Annotated in this window: 11 protein-coding genes; 6 read left to right on the top strand and 5 right to left on the bottom strand. The window is 63.7% G+C overall.

Annotated features, from left to right (window positions below; translation table 11 throughout):
- Nucleotides 1-36 precede the first annotated feature (36 nt).
- The 3 genes from ACZ2HM_RS06640 to ACZ2HM_RS06630 are packed head-to-tail and all read right to left on the bottom strand — an operon-like array spanning nucleotide 37 to nucleotide 3,947.
- On the bottom strand, nucleotides 37-2,466 hold the full coding sequence (locus ACZ2HM_RS06640) for a TonB-dependent receptor (RefSeq protein WP_470426566.1): 2,430 nt from the start codon (nucleotides 2,464-2,466) through the stop codon (nucleotides 37-39).
- Nucleotides 2,450-3,379: a FecR family protein gene (locus ACZ2HM_RS06635; protein WP_037473001.1), complete on the bottom strand. Its 930-nt coding sequence runs from the start codon at nucleotides 3,377-3,379 to the stop codon at nucleotides 2,450-2,452. The genes ACZ2HM_RS06640 and ACZ2HM_RS06635 overlap by 17 nt, the downstream gene beginning before the upstream one ends.
- A 55-nt stretch (nucleotides 3,380-3,434) precedes the next feature.
- Nucleotides 3,435-3,947, bottom strand: a complete 513-nt coding sequence (locus tag ACZ2HM_RS06630; protein WP_470426807.1) for an RNA polymerase sigma factor — start codon at nucleotides 3,945-3,947, stop codon at nucleotides 3,435-3,437.
- Between the two features lie 147 nt (nucleotides 3,948-4,094).
- Here ACZ2HM_RS06630 and ACZ2HM_RS06625 point away from each other — a divergent pair, with 147 nt between their 5' ends.
- From ACZ2HM_RS06625 to glgX, 6 genes are all read left to right on the top strand, one after another.
- A complete protein-coding gene (locus tag ACZ2HM_RS06625) occupies nucleotides 4,095-5,288 on the top strand; it encodes a serine hydrolase domain-containing protein (protein ID WP_037473022.1) in 1,194 nt (397 codons plus the stop codon).
- A gap of 113 nt (nucleotides 5,289-5,401) precedes the next feature.
- Nucleotides 5,402-7,867, top strand: coding sequence for a glycogen/starch/alpha-glucan phosphorylase (locus ACZ2HM_RS06620; protein ID WP_470426565.1), 2,466 nt, complete (start codon nucleotides 5,402-5,404; stop codon nucleotides 7,865-7,867).
- Nucleotides 7,868-7,892: 25 nt separating this feature from the next.
- Nucleotides 7,893-10,052, top strand: a complete 2,160-nt coding sequence (glgB, locus tag ACZ2HM_RS06615) for a 1,4-alpha-glucan branching protein GlgB (RefSeq protein ID WP_470426564.1) — start codon at nucleotides 7,893-7,895, stop codon at nucleotides 10,050-10,052.
- Nucleotides 10,053-10,104: 52 nt separating this feature from the next.
- Complete coding sequence (gene glgC / locus ACZ2HM_RS06610) at nucleotides 10,105-11,364, top strand: glucose-1-phosphate adenylyltransferase (protein WP_096062860.1); 1,260 nt, start codon at nucleotides 10,105-10,107, stop codon at nucleotides 11,362-11,364.
- Nucleotides 11,364-12,812 carry a glycogen synthase GlgA gene (gene glgA / locus ACZ2HM_RS06605; protein WP_470426806.1) on the top strand — a complete coding sequence of 483 codons (1,449 nt, stop codon included), beginning with the start codon at nucleotides 11,364-11,366 and terminating at the stop codon, nucleotides 12,810-12,812. Before glgC ends, glgA begins: the two co-directional genes overlap by 1 nt.
- Complete coding sequence (glgX, locus tag ACZ2HM_RS06600) at nucleotides 12,809-14,689, top strand: glycogen debranching protein GlgX (RefSeq protein ID WP_470426563.1); 1,881 nt, start codon at nucleotides 12,809-12,811, stop codon at nucleotides 14,687-14,689. The genes glgA and glgX overlap by 4 nt, the downstream gene beginning before the upstream one ends.
- Here glgX and ACZ2HM_RS06595 read toward each other — a convergent pair.
- On the bottom strand, nucleotides 14,670-15,239 hold the full coding sequence (locus ACZ2HM_RS06595) for an NUDIX domain-containing protein (protein WP_470426562.1): 570 nt from the start codon (nucleotides 15,237-15,239) through the stop codon (nucleotides 14,670-14,672). The two genes, glgX and ACZ2HM_RS06595, sit on opposite strands and share 20 nt — an antisense overlap.
- 20 nt (nucleotides 15,240-15,259) lie before the next feature.
- Nucleotides 15,260-19,072 (bottom strand): calcium-binding protein, encoded by a 3,813-nt coding sequence (locus tag ACZ2HM_RS06590; RefSeq protein ID WP_470426561.1) that lies wholly within the window; start codon nucleotides 19,070-19,072, stop codon nucleotides 15,260-15,262.
- Nucleotides 19,073-19,407: the final 335 nt, after the last annotated feature.

The raw sequence follows: 19,407 nt of genomic DNA, 5'->3' as shown, positions 1-19,407 counted from the left end.
CTTGGTTTTCCGTGCCGTTTTGCGATGAATGGATGTTCAGAAAGCGAAATCGACGCCGATGCGCAGCGTGCGTGGGCGCAGCGGCGTATAATAGTCGGTATTAAGGTCGAACGGCGTGCCGAGCGAGAAGCGGTTGCCCTCGCTGTCGAACAGGTTGGTGAGCGATAGCGAATATTGCACCGGCCCGCGCGTCACGCTGGCCGAAAGGCTGGTATCGACATAATCGCCCTGGGTCTGGCCCAGTATCGGCCCGACGCCCAGCCGCGATTTGCCGACATAGCGGGCGGACCCTGTAAGATGGAGGTTCATCCGGTCGCTCAGCGGCGCGCGATAGTCGAAGGCGAGCCGTCCGCCCAGATTGGCGACATTGGGCACGGCCAGCGATTGGTCATCATAGGACAGCGCCCGAATGAAGGCTGCCTGCCGGGTCAGGCGGCTATCATTATAGATGATGCTGCCGTCCAGCGTCAGGCGCGGGGTGGCGCGGGCAACGATGCGTCCTTCGAGCGTATAGATGCGCCCATCGCCGATATTAGCGGTGGTCGGCAGGCCGATCCGGTCGGTCACGTCGGCCTGGATGTCGCGCCAGTCGGTATAGGCGATATTGGCGCTGAGCGCGATCGTGTCGCGGCCGGGCAGGCCCATGCGGAAGCCGCTTTCGATGGTCGATATGCGGTCATTCTGGAAACGCCGCACCCGCTGATCATCGACGGCCAGGCCGCCGGGGCGAAAGCCCTGCTGAAAGCGGGCGTAGAGGGTGACGTTCGGGATCGCGTCGGTGAGCAAGGAGGCGGAGGGCAGGAAGATCGTCTCGCTGCGATCGGCCTGCGCTTCTGCCCGCGCGAGGTCCGCCGAGGAGAGGGCGGCGACCGGATCGAGCGCCTCGCCGGACAGGCGGCTGTTTGTCAGGCGGCCGCCGAAGGTGGCGATCAGTCCCCGGACCGGTTCGAAGGAGGCTTCGCCGAACAACGTCGCTTCCTTGACGCTGTTGCGCACGCCCGTCGCCGCCGCTGGCTGACCCCGGCCGAAAACGGGCACGCCGGGAAGCACCTCCGGCTGGATCAGGGCGGCGCCGAAGCCGGTCAGCGAGCGATAGATTTTCGACCTGCTTTGCAGGTAGGAGCCGCCCAATATCCAGCCCAGCCCATTGTCGAGATCCCGCACCAGCCGGTTTTCGGTGGAGAAGATGTCGACTTCATTGCGCTGGCGGAACAGCGCTGGTGGGCCGCCGGGCTGGGTCGCGTCATAGCTTTCGGACAGGTCGTGCCGCACGAAGCCGGTGGACGAGACGAAACGCAGGCTGTCCCATTGTTTTTCCAGGCGGACATTGCCGAGCAGATAGTCGGATCGATAGGGTTGGGCGACGGCGGAGGCGCGCTCCAGTCGGCCGACCGAGCGGGTCGCATATTGCGCGTCATCGCCCTCTATCTGTTGATAGACACCATTGAGATCGATCGTCCAGTCATCGTCCGGGGCAAAGCGCAGCGCGGCGCGACCACCCCAGGTACGGGTCCGGTTGACGTCCTCCTTCCCGCGATTGACGTCGTCGATATAGCCGCCGTCCTGCACGCCATAGCCCACGACCCGCAGCGCGAGTTTTTCAGCGACGATCGGCAGGTTGAGCGTTGCGGACAGATCGCCGCCGGGGTCGCCATGCTGGGTGGCAGAAAGCCCCGCCGATACTTGCCCGCCCATTTCGCCAAGATTGGGGGCGTTGGGCATGATGCGGATGATGCCGCCCAGCGATCCCGCGCCATAGAGCGTGCCCTGCGGCCCTTCCAGCACTTCGACCCGGCCGACATCATAAAGTTTGAGGTCGGGGTCGGGCGCGGCATAGTTCAACCGCATGTCGGCCAGATATTGGCCGGTGGTGGCCTGGGTCGGCCCGGCCACGCCGGAATCGGCGATGGCGCGGATGAACAGCTTGTTTCGGCCCGCACCAGCATGGGTGGAACTCAGACTAGCGACCCGCGCCAGCAAGGTGGCGGTGCCGCCTGCCGCTTCGCCGCTGGAAAAGGCGCGGCTGTCGAGCGCTTCGACCATGCCGGCATAGCGGGGCAGGGGCGTTTCGCGCTTCGAGGCAGTGACGATGATCTGGGCTTCGGGTTGATCGTCGGCGGGGGCGGCGGGGATCGGCGCTGGAGCGCTCACGGGCGGAGCGGGCCGGGTGCGGATGATGCGCCATGTCGCGCCGTCGATGCGCCGCGCGGTCGCGCCGCTGCCCTTGAGCAGCCGCTTCAACGCCGCTTCTACCGAGAGATTGCCGGTAACGGCCGGGGTGCGAATGCCAGCGAGCGACTGGTCGGACATGCCGATGCTGGTCCTGGTCTGACGGGCGAGCGCGATCGTCGCCTCGCCCAGCCGTCCGGGGGCGATGCTGATGGTGTGTCTGTCCGCCCCATGCGCGGGCGCTGCGCTTGTTATGGCAAGGGCGGTGACGAGGAAGAGGTCAGCTTTGCGGCCCATCCCCTTCTTTCAGCAGCCAAGTGTCGCCCTGGCGCACGGCGGAAAGGCCCATCAGCGGCGCGGCCCCGGCAAAGAATCGGGCCGGGTCTTTATCCAGCCGGATCGTGCCGGTGAAGCGCATCGCGCGCGCGCCCGGCGTGGTGCGGAGCGCGATGCCGAGCGATCGGCCGATATCTTCGCTGATGTCGCTGACGGCGGCATTGGCGTAGACGAGGCGGCCCTGCCGCCAACTGGCGACGGCCGCCGGGGCAATATCCATCACCCGCAAGCCTTGCGCATCATCGGCAAGGCCGCGTCCGGCGGGTAGGCTGATCGCCTCTGCGCCGGGATTGTAGATGACTTCGCCTTCCGACACGCCGATGCGGACGGCGCCGGGGGTGTGAACGATGTTGAAGACCGTCCCGGCATCTTCGAACACGGCATCGCCCACCGTCACGCGGAACGGATCGGACGCATCGTGGCGCACGGTGAAGGCAGCCTCGCCACTGTCGAGCGCGGCGAAGCGGGTGTCGTTGCGGTCGAGGCGCAGGCGGGTGCCTCCATTGACTTCGATGCGGGTGCCATCGTCCAGCGCGATGCTGCGCGTTTCGCCGGGGCGGGTGGTGACGGTGTAGATGTCGGCCCGGTTCATCATGCCGACCGACACGGCCGCGACCAGCGCGGCGGCGATCGCGCCGCCGCCGATCCAGCGGAGCGGGCGGCGTTGCGGCACGCCTACATCATTGGCGGGAGCAGGCAAGGCGACGGGTTCGGGCGGCATGATGGCGTCGAGGTCGGCATCGGCCGCCATTAGCACATCATAGGCCTCCGCATTGGCGGGGTCGCGCTCCAACCAGGCGGTGAAGCCGTCCCAGTCGGTAAAGGCGGGATCGCGCGTGCGGATGACCCACGCCAGTGCCTCCTCGTTCGTCATTGCTCCAGCCCTGTTCATTTTTTGCCCCTTACAGAGACTGACGCCGCCGACCCCATCATTCCGTATCCAGTTTTTGCTTGAGCGTCAGCATGGCGCGATAGGCCTTTTGCAAGTCCTTCTCCACCGTCGTCAGGCTGACCCCCAATTCCTCGGCAATGACCTTTTGTCCCACGCCTTCGATGCGGAAGCGGCGGAAGATGAGTTCGACGCGCGGGCCAAGGTCGCGCAGGACGGCGCGCGCCTCATCCAGCCGCTGGACAAGGATCATCCGCTCGTCCACCGGCACATCGTCGGTCGGGTCGGCCATGACGCCGCCAGCCCCTTCGGCCCAGTCTTGCTCGCGCCGTTCGCGCCGGATCGCCGAGCGATAGCGGTCGAGCATGAGGTTGTTGGCCATGCGATACAGATAGGGAACGGGGTCGGAGACGGGGCCAAGATCCTTGGCCTCCAGCTTCATCCACATATCCTGCAAGAGATCTTCGGCATTCTCGCCCGCGCCGCGTGCGCGCAGGAAGCGCAGCAGGGCCGCGCGGTTGGCCATGAAGATCGCGGAAAGGCCAGTGGCCATGCCTGTCGGGGTCCAGTGCTGAAATTGCTTGCCGTTCGGATAGCCTGCCATAGAGGGCGGGGTGGTCCCTTGGCAATCGCCAAGCTGTTGTCCTGCGCGCGTCGCTGCTTTAGCGCGGAGCCGGGCAAGCATCGGAGCGGCGCAGGCATGACGAACGGCGTGGACAGGGTGGCGGCACAGGCGGCGGGGATGGACCCTGACCGGCTGGACGCGCTGGTGGACTTTCTCGACCGCACCTATCTGGCCAGCGGCCGCTTGCCGCATATGCAATTATTGGTGTCGCGCGACGAGCAGCCGGTAGTGTCGTGGGCACGCGGGGCGGCGCGGGCGAGCGGGGAACCGCTGTCGGCCGATGCCCTCTATCGCATCGCGTCGATGACGAAGCCGGTGACGTCGGTCGCCTTCATGATGCTGGTGGAAGCGGGCAAGGTTGCGCTCGATACGCCGGTTGTCGAGCTTATCCCCGAATTTGCCGACTTGCGCGTCGGGCGCGCCAATCGCGCGCGGTTGAAGCGGCCGATGCTGATGATCGACCTGCTGCGCCATACGTCGGGGCTGACCTATGGGTTGCAGCGGCAGACGCCGATCGATGCGCGCTATCGCAAGCTGGGGCTGGACGAATTTCAGCAGCCGCGCACGTCGGACCAGTTCATCGCCGATCTGGCGACATTGCCGCTGGAATTTTCGCCAGGCGAACGGTGGAATTATTCGGTGGCGACCGATGTGCTGGGCGTCGTGATCGAGCGGCTGGAGGGGCGCGACCTGGAAAGCGTGTTTCGCGAGCGCATCTTCGCGCCGCTGGGCATGGTCGATACGACCTTCGCTTTGCCCGATGCCAAGGCGGATCGCATGACTGATGCCTGGCGGCTGGACGAGCAGGGCGAGCGCCAGGTCGCGGATCTGGGTGCCCGGAGCGGGTGGCGGCGGCAGGGGCGCTTCCTGTCGGGCGGCGGCGGGCTGGTGTCGGGGGTGGCGGACTATCACCGCTTTGCCCGGATGCTGCTGCGCGGGGGCGAACTGGACGGGGTGCGGCTGCTGCGGGCCGATACGGTGGCGCAGATGCGGTCCAACCAATTGCCCGGCGGCGGCGACCTTGCCAGCCTGTCGAGTGCGATGTTCAGCGAGGCGGATTATCAGGATGTGGGCTTCGGCCTGGGCTTCGCCATGGGTTTAGAGCGCGGCGAATATTATTGGGGCGGGGTGTTTTCGACCTATTTCTGGGTCGATCCAGTCGAGCGGTTGATCGGGATATTCATGACCCAATTGCTGCCGTCGAGCGCCTATCCGGTGCGCGCGCAATTGCGCGCTGGGGTGGCAGAGGCGCTGGTGCGCAGGGGGTAGGCCCAAGTCCCGCGAAACAGCGGAAATAATTGCTGCGCTGCAAAATTTGGCGTTGGCGCGGGCTTGTCGGCTGTGCCATCATCCCCGTCGATCAGACAGGGGGACCGTGTGCCATGAACCTCAAGGGCCAGACCAAACTTCCCAAACCCGCGCCGCGGCGGATGGACCCGGAAATCCTGGCGCATGAGATTGTCGAGCGGCTGACCTATCGCATCGGCAAGAATGCCGCTGCCGCCAAGCCGCATGACTGGCTGCACGCCGTCATTCTCTCGATCCGCGACCGGGTGATCGACGCGTGGATCACATCGACCCAGAAAACCTATGAGGAAGAAGGGCGGCGGGTCTATTATCTGAGCCTGGAATTTTTGATCGGGCGGTTGATGCGCGATGCGGCGTCCAACATGGAAATGCTGGACGACATGCAGGCGGCGCTGGCCTCGCTGGGCGTCGATATCGACATCATCGCCGCGCTGGAGCCGGATGCCGCGCTCGGCAATGGCGGTTTGGGGAGGCTGGCGGCCTGCTTCATGGAAAGCATGGCGACGGTCGATGTGCCTGCCTATGGCTATGGCATCCGCTATGTGAACGGCATGTTCCGGCAGGAGATTTCGGACGGCTGGCAGGTCGAGCTGCCCGAAAACTGGCTGGCGCATGGCAATCCGTGGGAGTTCGAGCGGCGCGAGGCGAGCTATGAGGTCGGCTTTGGCGGGCTGGTCGATCCGGCCGAGGGCGAGGATAGCGGGCCGCACCAGATGCACTGGAAGCCCAGCGAGCGCGTGATCGCCACCCCCTATGACACGCCGATTGCGGGCTGGCGCGGCAAGCGGGTCAATACGTTGCGGCTATGGGAAGCGCAGCCGATCGATCCCATCCTGCTCGACAAGTTCAATGCCGGCGACCATGTCGGTGCGCTGTCCGAAAGCAATCGGGCCGAGGCGCTGACGCGGGTGCTGTACCCCGCCGACAGTTCCGCCGCTGGCCAGGAATTGCGGTTGCGGCAGGAATATTTCTTCTCTTCCGCGTCGCTGCAGGACATCGTCCGGCGGCATATCCAATATTTCGGCACCATCGCGACGCTGCCAGACAAGGCGGCGATCCAGCTCAATGACACGCATCCGGCGGTCGCGGTGGCGGAATTGATGCGGATATTGCTGGACGATCATGGCTTCGATTTCGACGAGGCGTGGGACATTACCCGGCGCACATTCAGCTATACCAACCACACCTTGCTGCCCGAAGCGCTGGAAAGCTGGCCAGTGCCGTTGTTCGAGCGGTTGCTGCCCCGGCATATGCAGATCGTCTATGCGGTCAACAGCCGCCTGCTGGCCGAAGCGCGACGGGCAGGGCAACTCGATGACGCGGCGATCGGGGCGATCTCGCTGATCGATGAAGGCGGCGACCGGCGCGTGCGCATGGGCAATCTGGCTTTCGCCGGATCACACAGCGTCAATGGCGTATCGGCGCTGCACACCGACCTGATGAAGGTTACGGTCTTTGCCGACCTGCACAATCTCTATCCGACCCGCATCAACAACAAGACCAATGGCGTGACCTATCGCCGCTGGCTGATGCAGTGCAATCCAGGACTGACCGGCCTTATTCGCGAGGCGATCGGCGAGGCGTTTCTGGACGATGCCGAAGCGCTGCGCGACCTCGACGCCTTTGCCGATGACACGGCGTTTCAGGAGAAATTCATCGCGGTGAAGCGCGCGAACAAGGCGGCGCTGTCGGACCTTTTGCGCAAGCGGTTGAATGCGCGGATCGACCCGTCGGCGATGTTCGACATCCAGATCAAGCGCATCCATGAATACAAGCGGCAATTGCTCAACATCATCGAGGCGGTGTCGCTCTATGACCAGATCCGCTCGCATCCCGAACGCAACTGGGTGCCGCGCGTCAAGCTGTTCGGCGGCAAGGCGGCGTCGAGCTATCATAATGCCAAGCTGATCATCAAGCTGGCGGGCGATGTCGCGCGCGTGGTCAATCATGATCCGGCGGTGCAGGGGCTGCTCAAGGTGCAGTTCGTGCCCAATTACAATGTCTCGATGGCCGAGATGATGATCCCGGCTGCCGACCTGTCCGAACAGATTTCGACGGCGGGCATGGAAGCGTCGGGCACGGGCAATATGAAGTTCGCGGTCAATGGCGCGCTGACGATCGGCACGCTGGATGGCGCGAATGTCGAAATGCGCGATCATGTCGGTGCCGACAATATCATCATCTTCGGCCTGACGGCGCAGGAGGTGAATGACCGCCGCGCCGAGGGCTATGTGCCGATGGACGTTATCGGCAAGAGCCGGGAACTTGCTCAGGCCTTGCATGCGATCGCCAGCGGCGTCTTTTCGCCCGACGACCCGGATCGGTACAAGGGGCTGATCCAGGGCATTTACGACAATGACTGGTTCATGCTGGCGGCCGATTTCGACAGCTATTCGGCCGCGCAACGGCATGTCGATAGGCTCTGGACGGATGAGCCCTTGTGGGCAAAGATGGCGATCCACAATGTCGCGCGCATGGGATGGTTTTCGTCCGATCGAACCATTCGCGAATATGCGCGGGACATCTGGAAGATCGGCTGAGGATGGGAGGCTGGGTGACAGGATCGTGCTGACAGGCGAGCAGATCGACCGGCTGGTCGAAGGCCGCGATGACGATCCCTTCGCCACGTTTGGCGTGCATCCTGCCGACACGGGCTTTACCGCCTGCGTCCTGTTGCCTGGAGCCACATCTGTCGTCGCGCAGACCCTCGATGGCAAGGCCGTGGGTGAGCTGGCTGCGCTGCACAAGGCTGGGTTGTTCCATGGCAAGGTCGCCCTGCGCAAGCGGCAGCCGCTGCGCTACGTCGCGCGCTATGCCGATGGCAGCGACTATGCGCTGATCGATCCTTATGGATTCGGTCCGGTGCTGGGGCCGATGGACGATCATTTCCTGGCTGAGGGTGCCCACGCCCGATTGTTCGACAAGATGGGCGCGCATGTCATGACCCATGAGGGGGTGGCGGGCGTGCATTTCGCGGTCTGGGCACCCAATGCCCGGCGCGTGTCGGTGGTCGGCGATTTCAATCAGTGGGATGGCCGCCGGGGCGCGATGCGCCATCGCGTCGATAGCGGTGTGTGGGAAATCTTCCTGCCCGCGATCGAGCCGGGCGCACCTTATAAATTTGAGATTGTCGGCGCGGATGGCGTGACGCTGCCGCTCAAGGCCGATCCGTTCGCCTATAAGAGCGAATTGCGGCCTTCCACTGCCTCGATCGTCGCTGGACCGCTCGACCATAGCTGGGGCGATGCGCGCCACCGTGACTATTGGCAGAAGGCAGATGCGCGGCGCGAGCCGATCTCCATCTACGAAGTTCATGCCGGGTCGTGGCAAAAGGCCGATGACGGCGGTTTCCTCGACTGGGACGAGATGGCGCGGCGGCTCATCCCCTATGTCGTGGGCATGGGCTTTACCCATATCGAATTTCTGCCGATCAGCGAATATCCCTATGATCCAAGCTGGGGCTATCAGACGCTGGGGCTGTACGCGCCAACTGCGCGCTTTGGCGATCCGGCGGGCCTCGCGCGCTTCGTGGATGGCGCGCATCGGGCCGGAGTCGGCGTGATCCTCGATTGGGTGCCGGCGCATTTCCCGACCGACGAACATGGGCTGGCGCATTTCGACGGCACGGCGCTGTACGAACATGCCGATCCGAAAAAGGGATTCCATCCCGACTGGAACACCGCCATCTATAATTTCGGGCGGCGCGAAGTGGCGCAGTTCCTGGTCAACAACGCCTTGTTCTGGGCCGAGCGCTATCATGTCGACGGGTTGCGCGTCGATGCGGTCGCGTCCATGCTCTATCTCGATTATTCGCGCGAGCCGGGCGAATGGATACCCAACGACCATGGCGGGCGCGAGAATGTCGAGGCGGTCGCTTTCCTGCAGGAGATGAACCGGGCGCTCTATGCCGCGCATCCCGGCATCATGACGATCGCCGAGGAATCGACCAGCTGGCCCAATGTGTCGCATCCCGTGGAGAGCGGCGGGCTGGGCTTCGGCTTCAAATGGAATATGGGCTTCATGCACGACACGCTGCGCTATTTGCAGCGCGAGCCGGTGCATCGTGCCCATCATCATGACGACATCACCTTTGGCCTCATGTATGCCTTTGCCGAGAATTTCGTGCTGGCGCTGAGCCATGACGAAGTGGTGCATGGCAAATCGTCGCTGCTGCACAAGATGGCGGGCGATGACTGGCAGAAATTCGCGACGCTGCGGGCCTATTATGGCCTGATGTGGGGCTATCCCGGCAAGAAGCTGTTGTTCATGGGGCAGGAATTTGCCCAGCGCGGCGAATGGAGCGAGGAGCGGGCGCTCGACTGGCATCTGCTCGACCATGCCGCCCATCTGGGGGTGCAGCATCTGGTGGGTGACCTCAACCGCCTCTATCGCAGCCGCCCGGCGCTTCATGCCCGCGATTGTGAGCCGGAGGGTTTCGAATGGGTGCTGGTCGATGGCGCGGTGGATAGCGTGTTCGCCTGGCAGCGACGCGCGCCCGGCGCGAAACCCATTGTCGTGATCAGCCATTTTACCCCGGTGCTGCGCCATGGTTATCGTATGCGGCTACCTTCGGGGGGGCGCTGGCGCGAGATATTGAACAGCGACGCGGCCGACTATGGCGGTAGCGGCGCGGGGAATATGGGGATGGTGATGGCGGATGAGACGGGCTGGGCGAACATCACCCTGCCGCCGTTCGCCACGCTGATGTTCGAACTGGATATGTGACACCAACGGGCGCGTGCAGGCGATCGTGGGCGATAATGAGGAGAGGCCCATAATGCAGATAAGACACCAGCCGATCGCGCGCGATGCCATGGCCTATGTGCTCGCTGGCGGGCGCGGTAGCCGCCTGGCCGAACTGACCGACAAGCGCGCCAAGCCTGCGGTCCATTTCGGCGGCAAGGCGCGGATCATCGATTTCGCCCTGTCCAATGCGCTCAACAGCGGCATCCGGCGCATCGGCGTCGCGACGCAATATAAGGCCCATTCGCTGATCCGCCATTTGCAGCGCGGCTGGAACTTCCTGCGGCCCGAACGCAATGAGAGTTTCGACATTTTGCCCGCCAGCCAGCGCGTGTCGGAAAGCCAATGGTATGAGGGGACCGCCGACGCGGTGTTCCAGAATATCGACATCATCGAAAGCTATGCGCCCGAATATATGGTGCTGCTGGCGGGCGACCATGTCTATAAAATGGACTATGAGCTGATGCTGCAGCAGCATGTGGACAGCGGCGCGGATGTCACGGTTGGCTGCCTGGAAGTGCCGCGGATGGAAGCGGTTGGTTTCGGCGTCATGCATGTCGATGAAAAGGATGTCATCACCGCCTTCATCGAAAAGCCCAAAGACCCGCCTTCTATCCCCGGCCAGCCGGACGTCGCGCTGGCGTCGATGGGCATTTATGTGTTCCAGACCCGTTTCCTGATCGAACAATTGCGGCGCGACGCGGATGATCCGCACAGCAAGCGCGATTTCGGCGGCGATATCATTCCCTATATCGTCAAACATGGCAAAGCGGTCGCGCACCGCTTTTCCGCCAGTTGCGTGCGGGCCGAAAGCGAGCTGGAGCCCTATTGGCGCGATGTCGGTACGATCGACGCCTATTGGCAGGCGAGCATCGACCTGACCGATGTCGTGCCCTCGCTCGACCTGTATGACCGCAGCTGGCCGCTCTGGACCTATTCGGAGGTCACGCCGCCCGCGAAGTTCGTGCATAATGAGGATGGGCGGCGCGGGTCGGCGACCTCTTCGCTGGTCGCGGGCGGCTGCATCGTGTCCGGCTCTTCGCTGCATCGCAGCCTGTTGTTCTCCGGGGTCAAGACGCACAGTTTTTCGTCGGTGACCGATAGCGTCATCATGCCCAATTGCGAGATCGGGCGGGGCGCGCGGCTGCATAAATGCGTGCTGGATTCCGGCATCATCATTCCACCGGGCCTGGTCATCGGCGAGAATCCGACGGAGGATTCGCAACGGTTCCGGCGGACGGACAGTGGCATCTGCCTGGTGACGCAGCCGATGATCGAACGTCTGGTCGCCTGATCGCCATGCAATTGCTCTCGGTCGCGTCCGAACTCTATCCGCTGATCAAGACCGGGGGACTGGCCGACGTCACCGGCGCGCTACCCGGTGCGCTCGCCGGGGAGGGGGTGGCGACCCGAACGCTGGTGCCGGGCTATCCCGCGGTTATCGCGCGGATCGGCAAGGCGAAGGTCGTGCGCCGCTATGACGCTTTGTTCGGCGTGCCCGCGACGGTACTGGCCGCGCGCGTCGACGGGCTGGAGCTGCTGGTGCTGGACGCGCCCGATTTCTTCGCGCGCGAAGGCGGGCCTTATGGCGACCATGCGGGCAATGACTGGGGCGATAACTGGCGGCGCTTTGCCGCGCTGTCGCGCGTCGGGGCGGATTTGGCGGCGGACGGGATCAAGGGTTGGCGGCCCGATGTGGTGCATGTCCATGACTGGCAGGCGGCATTGACGGCGGCCTATATGCGCTTTGGCCCAGCCCATGCGGTGCCCAAGATCGTGACGATCCATAATCTGGCGTTTCAGGGGCGCTATGCTGCTGATGTATTTGGGCAATTGGGTCTGCCGCCCGAAGCCTGGGGCGTGGATGGCGTCGAATATTATGGCGGCGTGGGCTATCTGAAGGCGGGGCTGGTGTCGGCCGATGCGATCACGACGGTCAGCCCGACCTATGCCGAGGAAATCCGGTCGCCCGTTCACGGCATGGGATTGGACGGCCTGATCAATGGCCGGGTGGAGCGGCTGCACGGGATATTGAACGGAGTCGATACCGCGATCTGGAACCCGGCGGACGATCCACTGATCCCCAAGGCTTTCAGCGGTCGGGCGCTGGCGGGGCGAGCGGCCAATCGGCGCGCTCTGGAGCAGCAGTTCGGGCTGGATGCCGATGGCGCGCCGATCTTCATCATCGTCAGCCGCCTGACCTGGCAAAAGGGCATGGACCTGATGGTCGATGCGCTCGATCATCTGGTGGGGCTGGGCGCGAAGCTCGCGCTGCTGGGGTCGGGTGATCATCCGCTGGAGGGCGCTTTTCTGGGTGCGGCGGATCGCCATCGCGGGCGGATCGGTGTGCGGATCGGGTATGACGAGCCGATGTCGCATCTGATGCAGGCAGGCGGCGACGCGATTCTGATTCCGTCGCGGTTCGAGCCGTGCGGGCTGACCCAGCTTTATGGGCTGCGCTATGGCTGTCTGCCAGTGGTGGCACGGGTTGGCGGGCTTGCGGACACGGTGATCGACGCCAATGCGGCGGCGGTGGCGGCGGGCGCAGCGACAGGTGTGGTGTTTGCCCCATCGGACCCACTGGCTTTGTATGGCGCGATTGCGCGCACGGTGCGGCTGCATCGCGATCGGCCAGTGTGGCAGGCGATGCAGCGGGCGGCGATGCGGACCGATGTGTCATGGGGCCAGAGCGCAGCGCGCTATGCGGCGCTTTATCGCAGCTTGTTGACGGCGGCGGCGTGAGCGCAGGTCCGGCCGCGCCGCGACTGAGCGCAAGTGGCGTGCATTTTTCGGTCTGGGCACCGGAGGCGAGCCATGTCTGGCTCTGCCTGTTCGATGCGGCTGACTGCGAAACCCGGATGGCGATGACGCGCGGCGAGTGCGGTGTGTGGCATAGCGAGGCGACAGGCGTGGGCGCAGGTGCGCGTTATGGCTATCGCGCCGATGGCCCTTATGATCCGGGAGCGGGGCTGTGGTTCGATCCCGACAAATTGCTGCTCGATCCCTATGCGACGGCGATCGACCGCGCCTTCGTCTATGACCCCGCGCTGGCTGCGCCGCGCGGAGAGGGGCCCGATACCGCGCCGCTTATGCCCAAAGGCGTTGTCGAAGCGCCCTTGGCGCCTTTGCCGAGCGCGCTACCCTGTTTCCGTCCCGGTGGCCTGATCTACGAGCTCCATGTGCGTGGCTTCACCATGTTGCATCCCGATGTGCCGGAAGCGCAGCGTGGCACCATCGCCGCGCTCGCGCATCCGGCGGTGATCGCGCATCTGCAACGACTGCATGTGTCGGCTATCGAACTGATGCCGATCAATGCCTGGATCGATGAGCGGCATCTGGGGCCGCTCGGCCTCACCAATTATTGGGGCTATAATCCGGTCAACTGGTTCGCGCTCGACCCGCGCCTGGCGCCTGGCGGCATCGCCGAACTGCGCGAGACGGTGGCCGCGCTGCATGTGGCGGGGATCGGCGTCATCCTCGATATGGTCTATAATCATGATGGGGAAAGCGATGCCCAGGGGCCGACGCTATCGCTGCGCGGGCTGAATGCGCGCGACTATTTCCGGCATGCGGCCAATGGGCAACTGATTAACGATACCGGCACGGGCAATGCCATTACCTGCAACCAGCCGATGGTCCGCCGCCTGATCCTCGATTCGCTGCGCTATTTCGTGACGCAGGCGGGGGTGGACGGGTTCCGCTTCGACCTGGCGCCAGCGCTGGGGCGGATGGCGGATGGGTTCGATCCGCGCGCGCCGCTGCTGGAGGCGATGCGCGCCGATCCGATCCTGGCCGACCGGGTGATGATCGCCGAGCCCTGGGATATCGGGCCGGGCGGCTATCAACTGGGCCATTTTGGCGATCCTTGGCTGGAATGGAATGACCGCTATCGCGACGATATGCGCCGGTTCTGGCGCGGCGATGCCGGGATGTTGGGCGCGGTGGCGACCCGGCTGGCGGGATCGTCGGACATTTTTGGTGGCGCGACGACCCGGACGGTCAATTTCCTTGCCGCGCATGATGGCTTCACACTGGCGGACGTCACATCTTACGAACAGCGCCACAATCTCGCCAATGGCAAGGAAAATCGCGATGGCCATGGCGAGAATCTGAGCTGGAATAATGGCGTCGAGGGGCCGAGCGACGACCCGGCCGTGCAAGCGGCGCGTCGTCGCGATCGCATCGCACTGCTCGCCACGCTCTTTTCTTCGCGCGGGACGATCATGTTGACCGCAGGCGACGAGTTCGGGCGGACGCAGCAGGGCAATAACAATGCCTATGCGCAGGATAATGCGATCGGCTGGGTCGATTGGGCAGGGCGCGATATGGCGCTGGAGGCGGAGGCCTTTGCGTTGGCGGCCTTGCGCGCGGGCAATGCGGATCTGCGCGGCACGGCGATATTGTCGGACGCCGACGTCGCCTGGCTGGACGAGGGCAGCGCGCCGCTGAGTGTCGCGCAATGGGAAGACCCACAGCGGCGTCGTTTCGCGTTGCGCTATCGCGGCAGCGGCCTCACGATCTGCGTCAATGGCGACGGGGAGGCTTGCTGGTTCCGGCTGAACGGCGAAGCGGTCGAGGTCGCTGCCCGCTCCGTCATGGTCATTCCACCGGCACGCTGAACAGGTCGGGCCGTCGCAGGCGCAGCGCCATCAGCGTGATCGCCAGCTTGCCATCGCTGATCTGCTTGTTGGCCATCATCGTCCACAGCGTATCGAGCGGCAGTTCGTGGACGGTGATATTCTCCTGCTCCTCGTCCAGGCCGCCGCCCGCCGCGATCCGGTCTGCGGCGCGATATTCGGCGAGATAATAATCGATCTTCTCGGTGACGACGCTGGGGATGCTCCAGATTTGCCCCAGATGAATGAGCGTACCGATTTGCACGCCCGCTTCCTCCATCGCCTCCCGCCTGGCGCAGTCTTCAGGGTCATCCTCCAGCAAGCCCGCAATCGCTTCGAGCATGTCGGGCAAGCCGGCCATCATGACGGGCGCGCGCGGCATCGATACGGTCAGCGCGACGCGCCGCACCGGGTCGAAGGGGAGCAACGCCACCGCGCGGCGCATCTCCACCACATGCCGGTCGCATTCCTGCCCATCGGGCGCGCGCATCCGCACCATCAGCAGGTTGAGCCAATCCTGGTAGAGGGGGTTGATCGACAGGATGGTTGTCACCTGCTGTTGTTGCTCCTGGATCAGGCCACGATGAATATGTCGGCTGCGCTCAGGTCGAACAGGTCGCGCGCCTGTGCGACATGGCGCGCGGCGGTCGGCCCCGATCCGTCCGCGTCATATGCCAACAGTCCGGACGCGACATCATAGAGGATGCGGTCATCGGCGTCGATCGCGGCGTTGCCGAGACGAAAGGCACCAGCATCCAATGTGCCGATCGGCCCGATGTCGGCGAAGGCGGCCTGGGACAGGGCAAAACGATCTTCGCCCAACTGGAAGTCAAGGATGATGTCGAACCCGACAGCCTGCGGCGCTGTGCTGAACAGGAATGTGTCAGCGCCCTCGCGCCCCCTAAGCCGGTCATTGTTGCCGCCGCCGTCGATCACATCATTGCCGCGTGTGCCGATAATCTCATTATAGGCGGCATTGCCAATCAGGGTCTGACCCGAGGATGCCCTGGTGCCGATGAGATGTTCAATATGCTCCGGCAGGGTGTAGGTCAGCAATGCCGTGCGGACCGTGTCGCTGCCTTCATCAGCCAGTTCGATCACCGTATCCGCCACATGATCGACGATCAATATGTCATCGCCCGGCCCCCCTGCGATCTGATCGGCCCCCCGGCCGCCATTGAGAATGTCGTCGCCGAAGGATCCGGTCAATATGTCTGCGCCGTCGCCACCGGCGATGCGATTGTCCAGCTGATTGCCGTTCAGCGTCTGGCCGCTGTCGAGCATGCCGTAAAGATTTTCGATCGGCCCTCTCAATGTGTAGGTCGGGAGTGTCGTGCGGACGGCATCCATGCCGTAACCGTCTTCGATGACATCGCCGACATTGTCGACCATATACACGTCGCCGCCCCAGCCGCCGATCATCCGGTCGGCCCCAAGGCCGCCGTCGATCACTGTCTCGCCATCGCTACCCTCGATGACATTGTCCAAGTCGTTCCCGGTAAGCCATTGTTTATACTGCGATGTGCCAGTCAGCTGTTCGACATGGTCCGGCAGGGTGTAATGCATCATGTTCGTATGAATGACATCCGTGCCTTCCCCGGCCTGTTCAGTGACCATATCCCCTGCGTCATCAACAAGATAGAGATCGTCGCCACTGCCGCCAGCCAGTTGGTGCGTGCCGAACAGACCGTAGAGGCGATCGTCCCCCGTTGTACCGATCAGGCTGTCCGCCTGCGACTGCGGCAGAAAGATGAGGCCGTCAGGCGGCGTCATGCCGCCCAAGTCTGTGCTGGTCAGCATAGTGGCGAGGACATTTTCAAGCACCAGCACGACGAAAAAAGGCCTGGCGGCCGCATAATCATATTGCAGCACCAATGTGTCTGCGCCGCGCTGGGCGAGTGCCAGTCGACCATCGAGGAACAACTGGCTGGAGTTCAGGGAGATGCCCATGGCACGAGCGTCTAGCACCAGACTGTCCTCGGCGAGGTGGAAGTCAGTCACAACCACTGGGGCGTTTCGGTTACCTTCCAGGGAAAGCCGGTCCGCGCCCGCGCCCAGCGTCACGCGAAAATCGCTGCCCTCGCCAATGGTCACCCGATCATTACCGGCGCCAGCGTCGATCCTTCCGGTCGCAGCCCCGTCCACCAGTATGATGTCATTGCCATCACCGCCCAAAGCGGTGACGATGTGATAGGGGTCAACCGCGCGGAAATTAATCTGATCGGCCCCGATGCCGCCGTCGAGCAGCACCCGGTCTGGCACGGCATAGCGATTGCCACGCGTCACCTCCAGAAGATCGTCGCCGCCCTGGCCGAACAGCCGGTCATCACCGCTGGTCCTGTCATAGAGCCGGTCGGCACTGCCGCCCGTATCACTGCCGGCGCTGTCGCCATGCATGATGTCATTGCCCGAACCGCCCGTGATCTGGTCCGCGCCAGCGCCGCCCTCGAACAGATCATCGCCATTGCTGCCCATCAGCGTGTCGTTGCCGTCGAGACCGCGGATCAGGTCATTGCCGGTCGATCCGGTTAGCCGATCATTGCCGGTCCCCCCGTCATCGACGGCGCGGGCGGCCATAAGGCCCGCCGGATCATAGCCAAGCTGCCATGCGGTCAGATCGCTCGCCATGAATGCATCGAACGCCAATAGCGTCGCATAGCCGTGGACACTGCCAGCGCTGCCGTCCCGGTCCAGTTGCAACAGCGTGTCCGGCCCGGACTGCACAAGACGCAGATAGCCGTCGGCAAAGGGATTGGACAGGCCGTTCCAGCCAAGCAGTGTGTCGCGGAGAAAAGCGTCGAGGTCGACGCGATCGCTTGTGTAAAGGGACGTGCCGATGGTGAAGTCGGTGATATGGATCAGGCCGCCGGGCGACCAGGGGACGCTGGAGGGTGTAAGCGTCAGCTTGTCTGCGCCGCTGCCCAGTGTAACCGTCACAAGGCCATGCGCCGGGGTGACATGAACGCGATCACTGCTGCTGCCTGCGTCTATGTTTGCACGTCGGACCGATCCGATCTCGATCCGATCCTCGCCGTTTCCGCCGAGGGCGGTGACACTGTCCAGCGTCCGACCGACCGCATCGAACAGCAGCAGGTCGCTATGATGACCGCCATCCATCACGATGTCGCTGGCTGCCATCATGCCCGACCGCCGGACGATCAGCACATCTTCCCATGCCTGGCCGAACAGTTGATCATTCCCGCCGCGACTGTCGATCAACGTGTCGGCGGCCCCGTAAACGACGCTCGGATTTTCGGGATCGTCGCCATAGAGGATGTCGTTACCGATCCCGCCGACGATAGAATCGCGGCCGGTGTGACCGATCAGGAGGCCGTCGCCGCCGCGATTTTCAATCCGGTCGGAGCCGTCCAACCCGCGCATCTCCACCGTTCCACCCCATGCCAGCAGCAGGTCGTCATTATAATAAGAGCGATCCACGCCCAGAACGACCTGTCCCGGCACTGCCATGCCGAAATCCGCAGCCGACAGGGTAGAGGGAAGGGTAGCGTCGAACGTCAACAGGCTCTGGAAATCATAAGCGGTACCGCCGCCGTCCTGGTCGATGTCCAGCCGTGTGTCTGCACCGTCCTGCACCAGACGCAAAAATCCCGCGTCAAACGGATCGTCGCTTCTGGTCCATCCAGGCACGGACGTCCAGAACAGCGCCTGCAGGTCGATCCGATCCGTGCCACTGTCAAAGTCCGTCACATGGATGGTCGGGCCGACAAGCAGGCCGTCAGACTGGCCCGCGAGCAACAGCACGTCTGCACCGTCGCCCAGCGTGACCGTCACGTCGCCAAAGCGCGGGTCGATGGTGACAAGATCGTCGCCGCTTCCCGCATCGATCATGCCCGTCAGCACGCCCTCGATCATGATCCGGTCATCGCCGCTACCGCCCAATGCGGTGACATGGTCGAAGAAACGGCCATGCGTGCGCAGGGTGATCCGGTCGTTTCCGGCACCGCCATCCATTAGGATGATGTTGCTGTAGAGGTCGCGCCGTTCGACTTCGAGCAGGTCGTCGCCCGCCTGACCGTAGAGCATGTCGCTGCCGCCATGCCGGTCAATCACAATGTCGGCCCCATCACCGCCATCATTGGCGATGCTGTTGCCATATAGCCGGTCATGGCCGCTACCGCCGTTGACGATGTCCTGGCCCATGCCGCCTTCGACCAGATCATCGCCCGCTGCGCCGTAAAGCAGGTCTTCGCCGCCCAGACCGCCAATCTCGTCATCGTCCGCGCCGCCACGAATTAGATCATTGTCACTGGTTCCCAGCAATTGGGCATAGGCCGCAGCATCGAACCATGGATCGGGCGTGGCCGTTTCAGCAGCCGCAAATGGCCGGGCGGCAAAGGCACGGGCGGGCGCATTGATGATGGTCATGGATAGGGGCCTCGCATTGACACAGGGGGTGACAATCCTGTCACGGCATAGTGATGCGACCGAGAGGAGAATGCCCGCTCAGCGGTGTCGAGGCAAGCGCTAAAAAGACCGACGCGCGGATCGGCTTGATCATCAGGCACATGGGGGAAGGCTATGGTGAGTCCAGCTGGGTTCGAACCAGCGACCTACTGATTAAAAGTTATAGTTGGCGGTGTTCCGGCATGTCCCGAAAAACCCCGTAATGCTTGCAATTCAGCCATTTTTATGTCCTGTATCGTTCCAGCTAATGCCGGGGTATATCGGGCCATCTGTTACCTAAGGTAACACATTTGCCG

It is taken from the genome of Sphingobium sp. KKT206 (assembly GCF_055640555.1).
The sequence above is the reverse complement of the archived record's forward strand: the minus strand, read 5'-3'. Positions and strand labels throughout refer to the sequence as shown.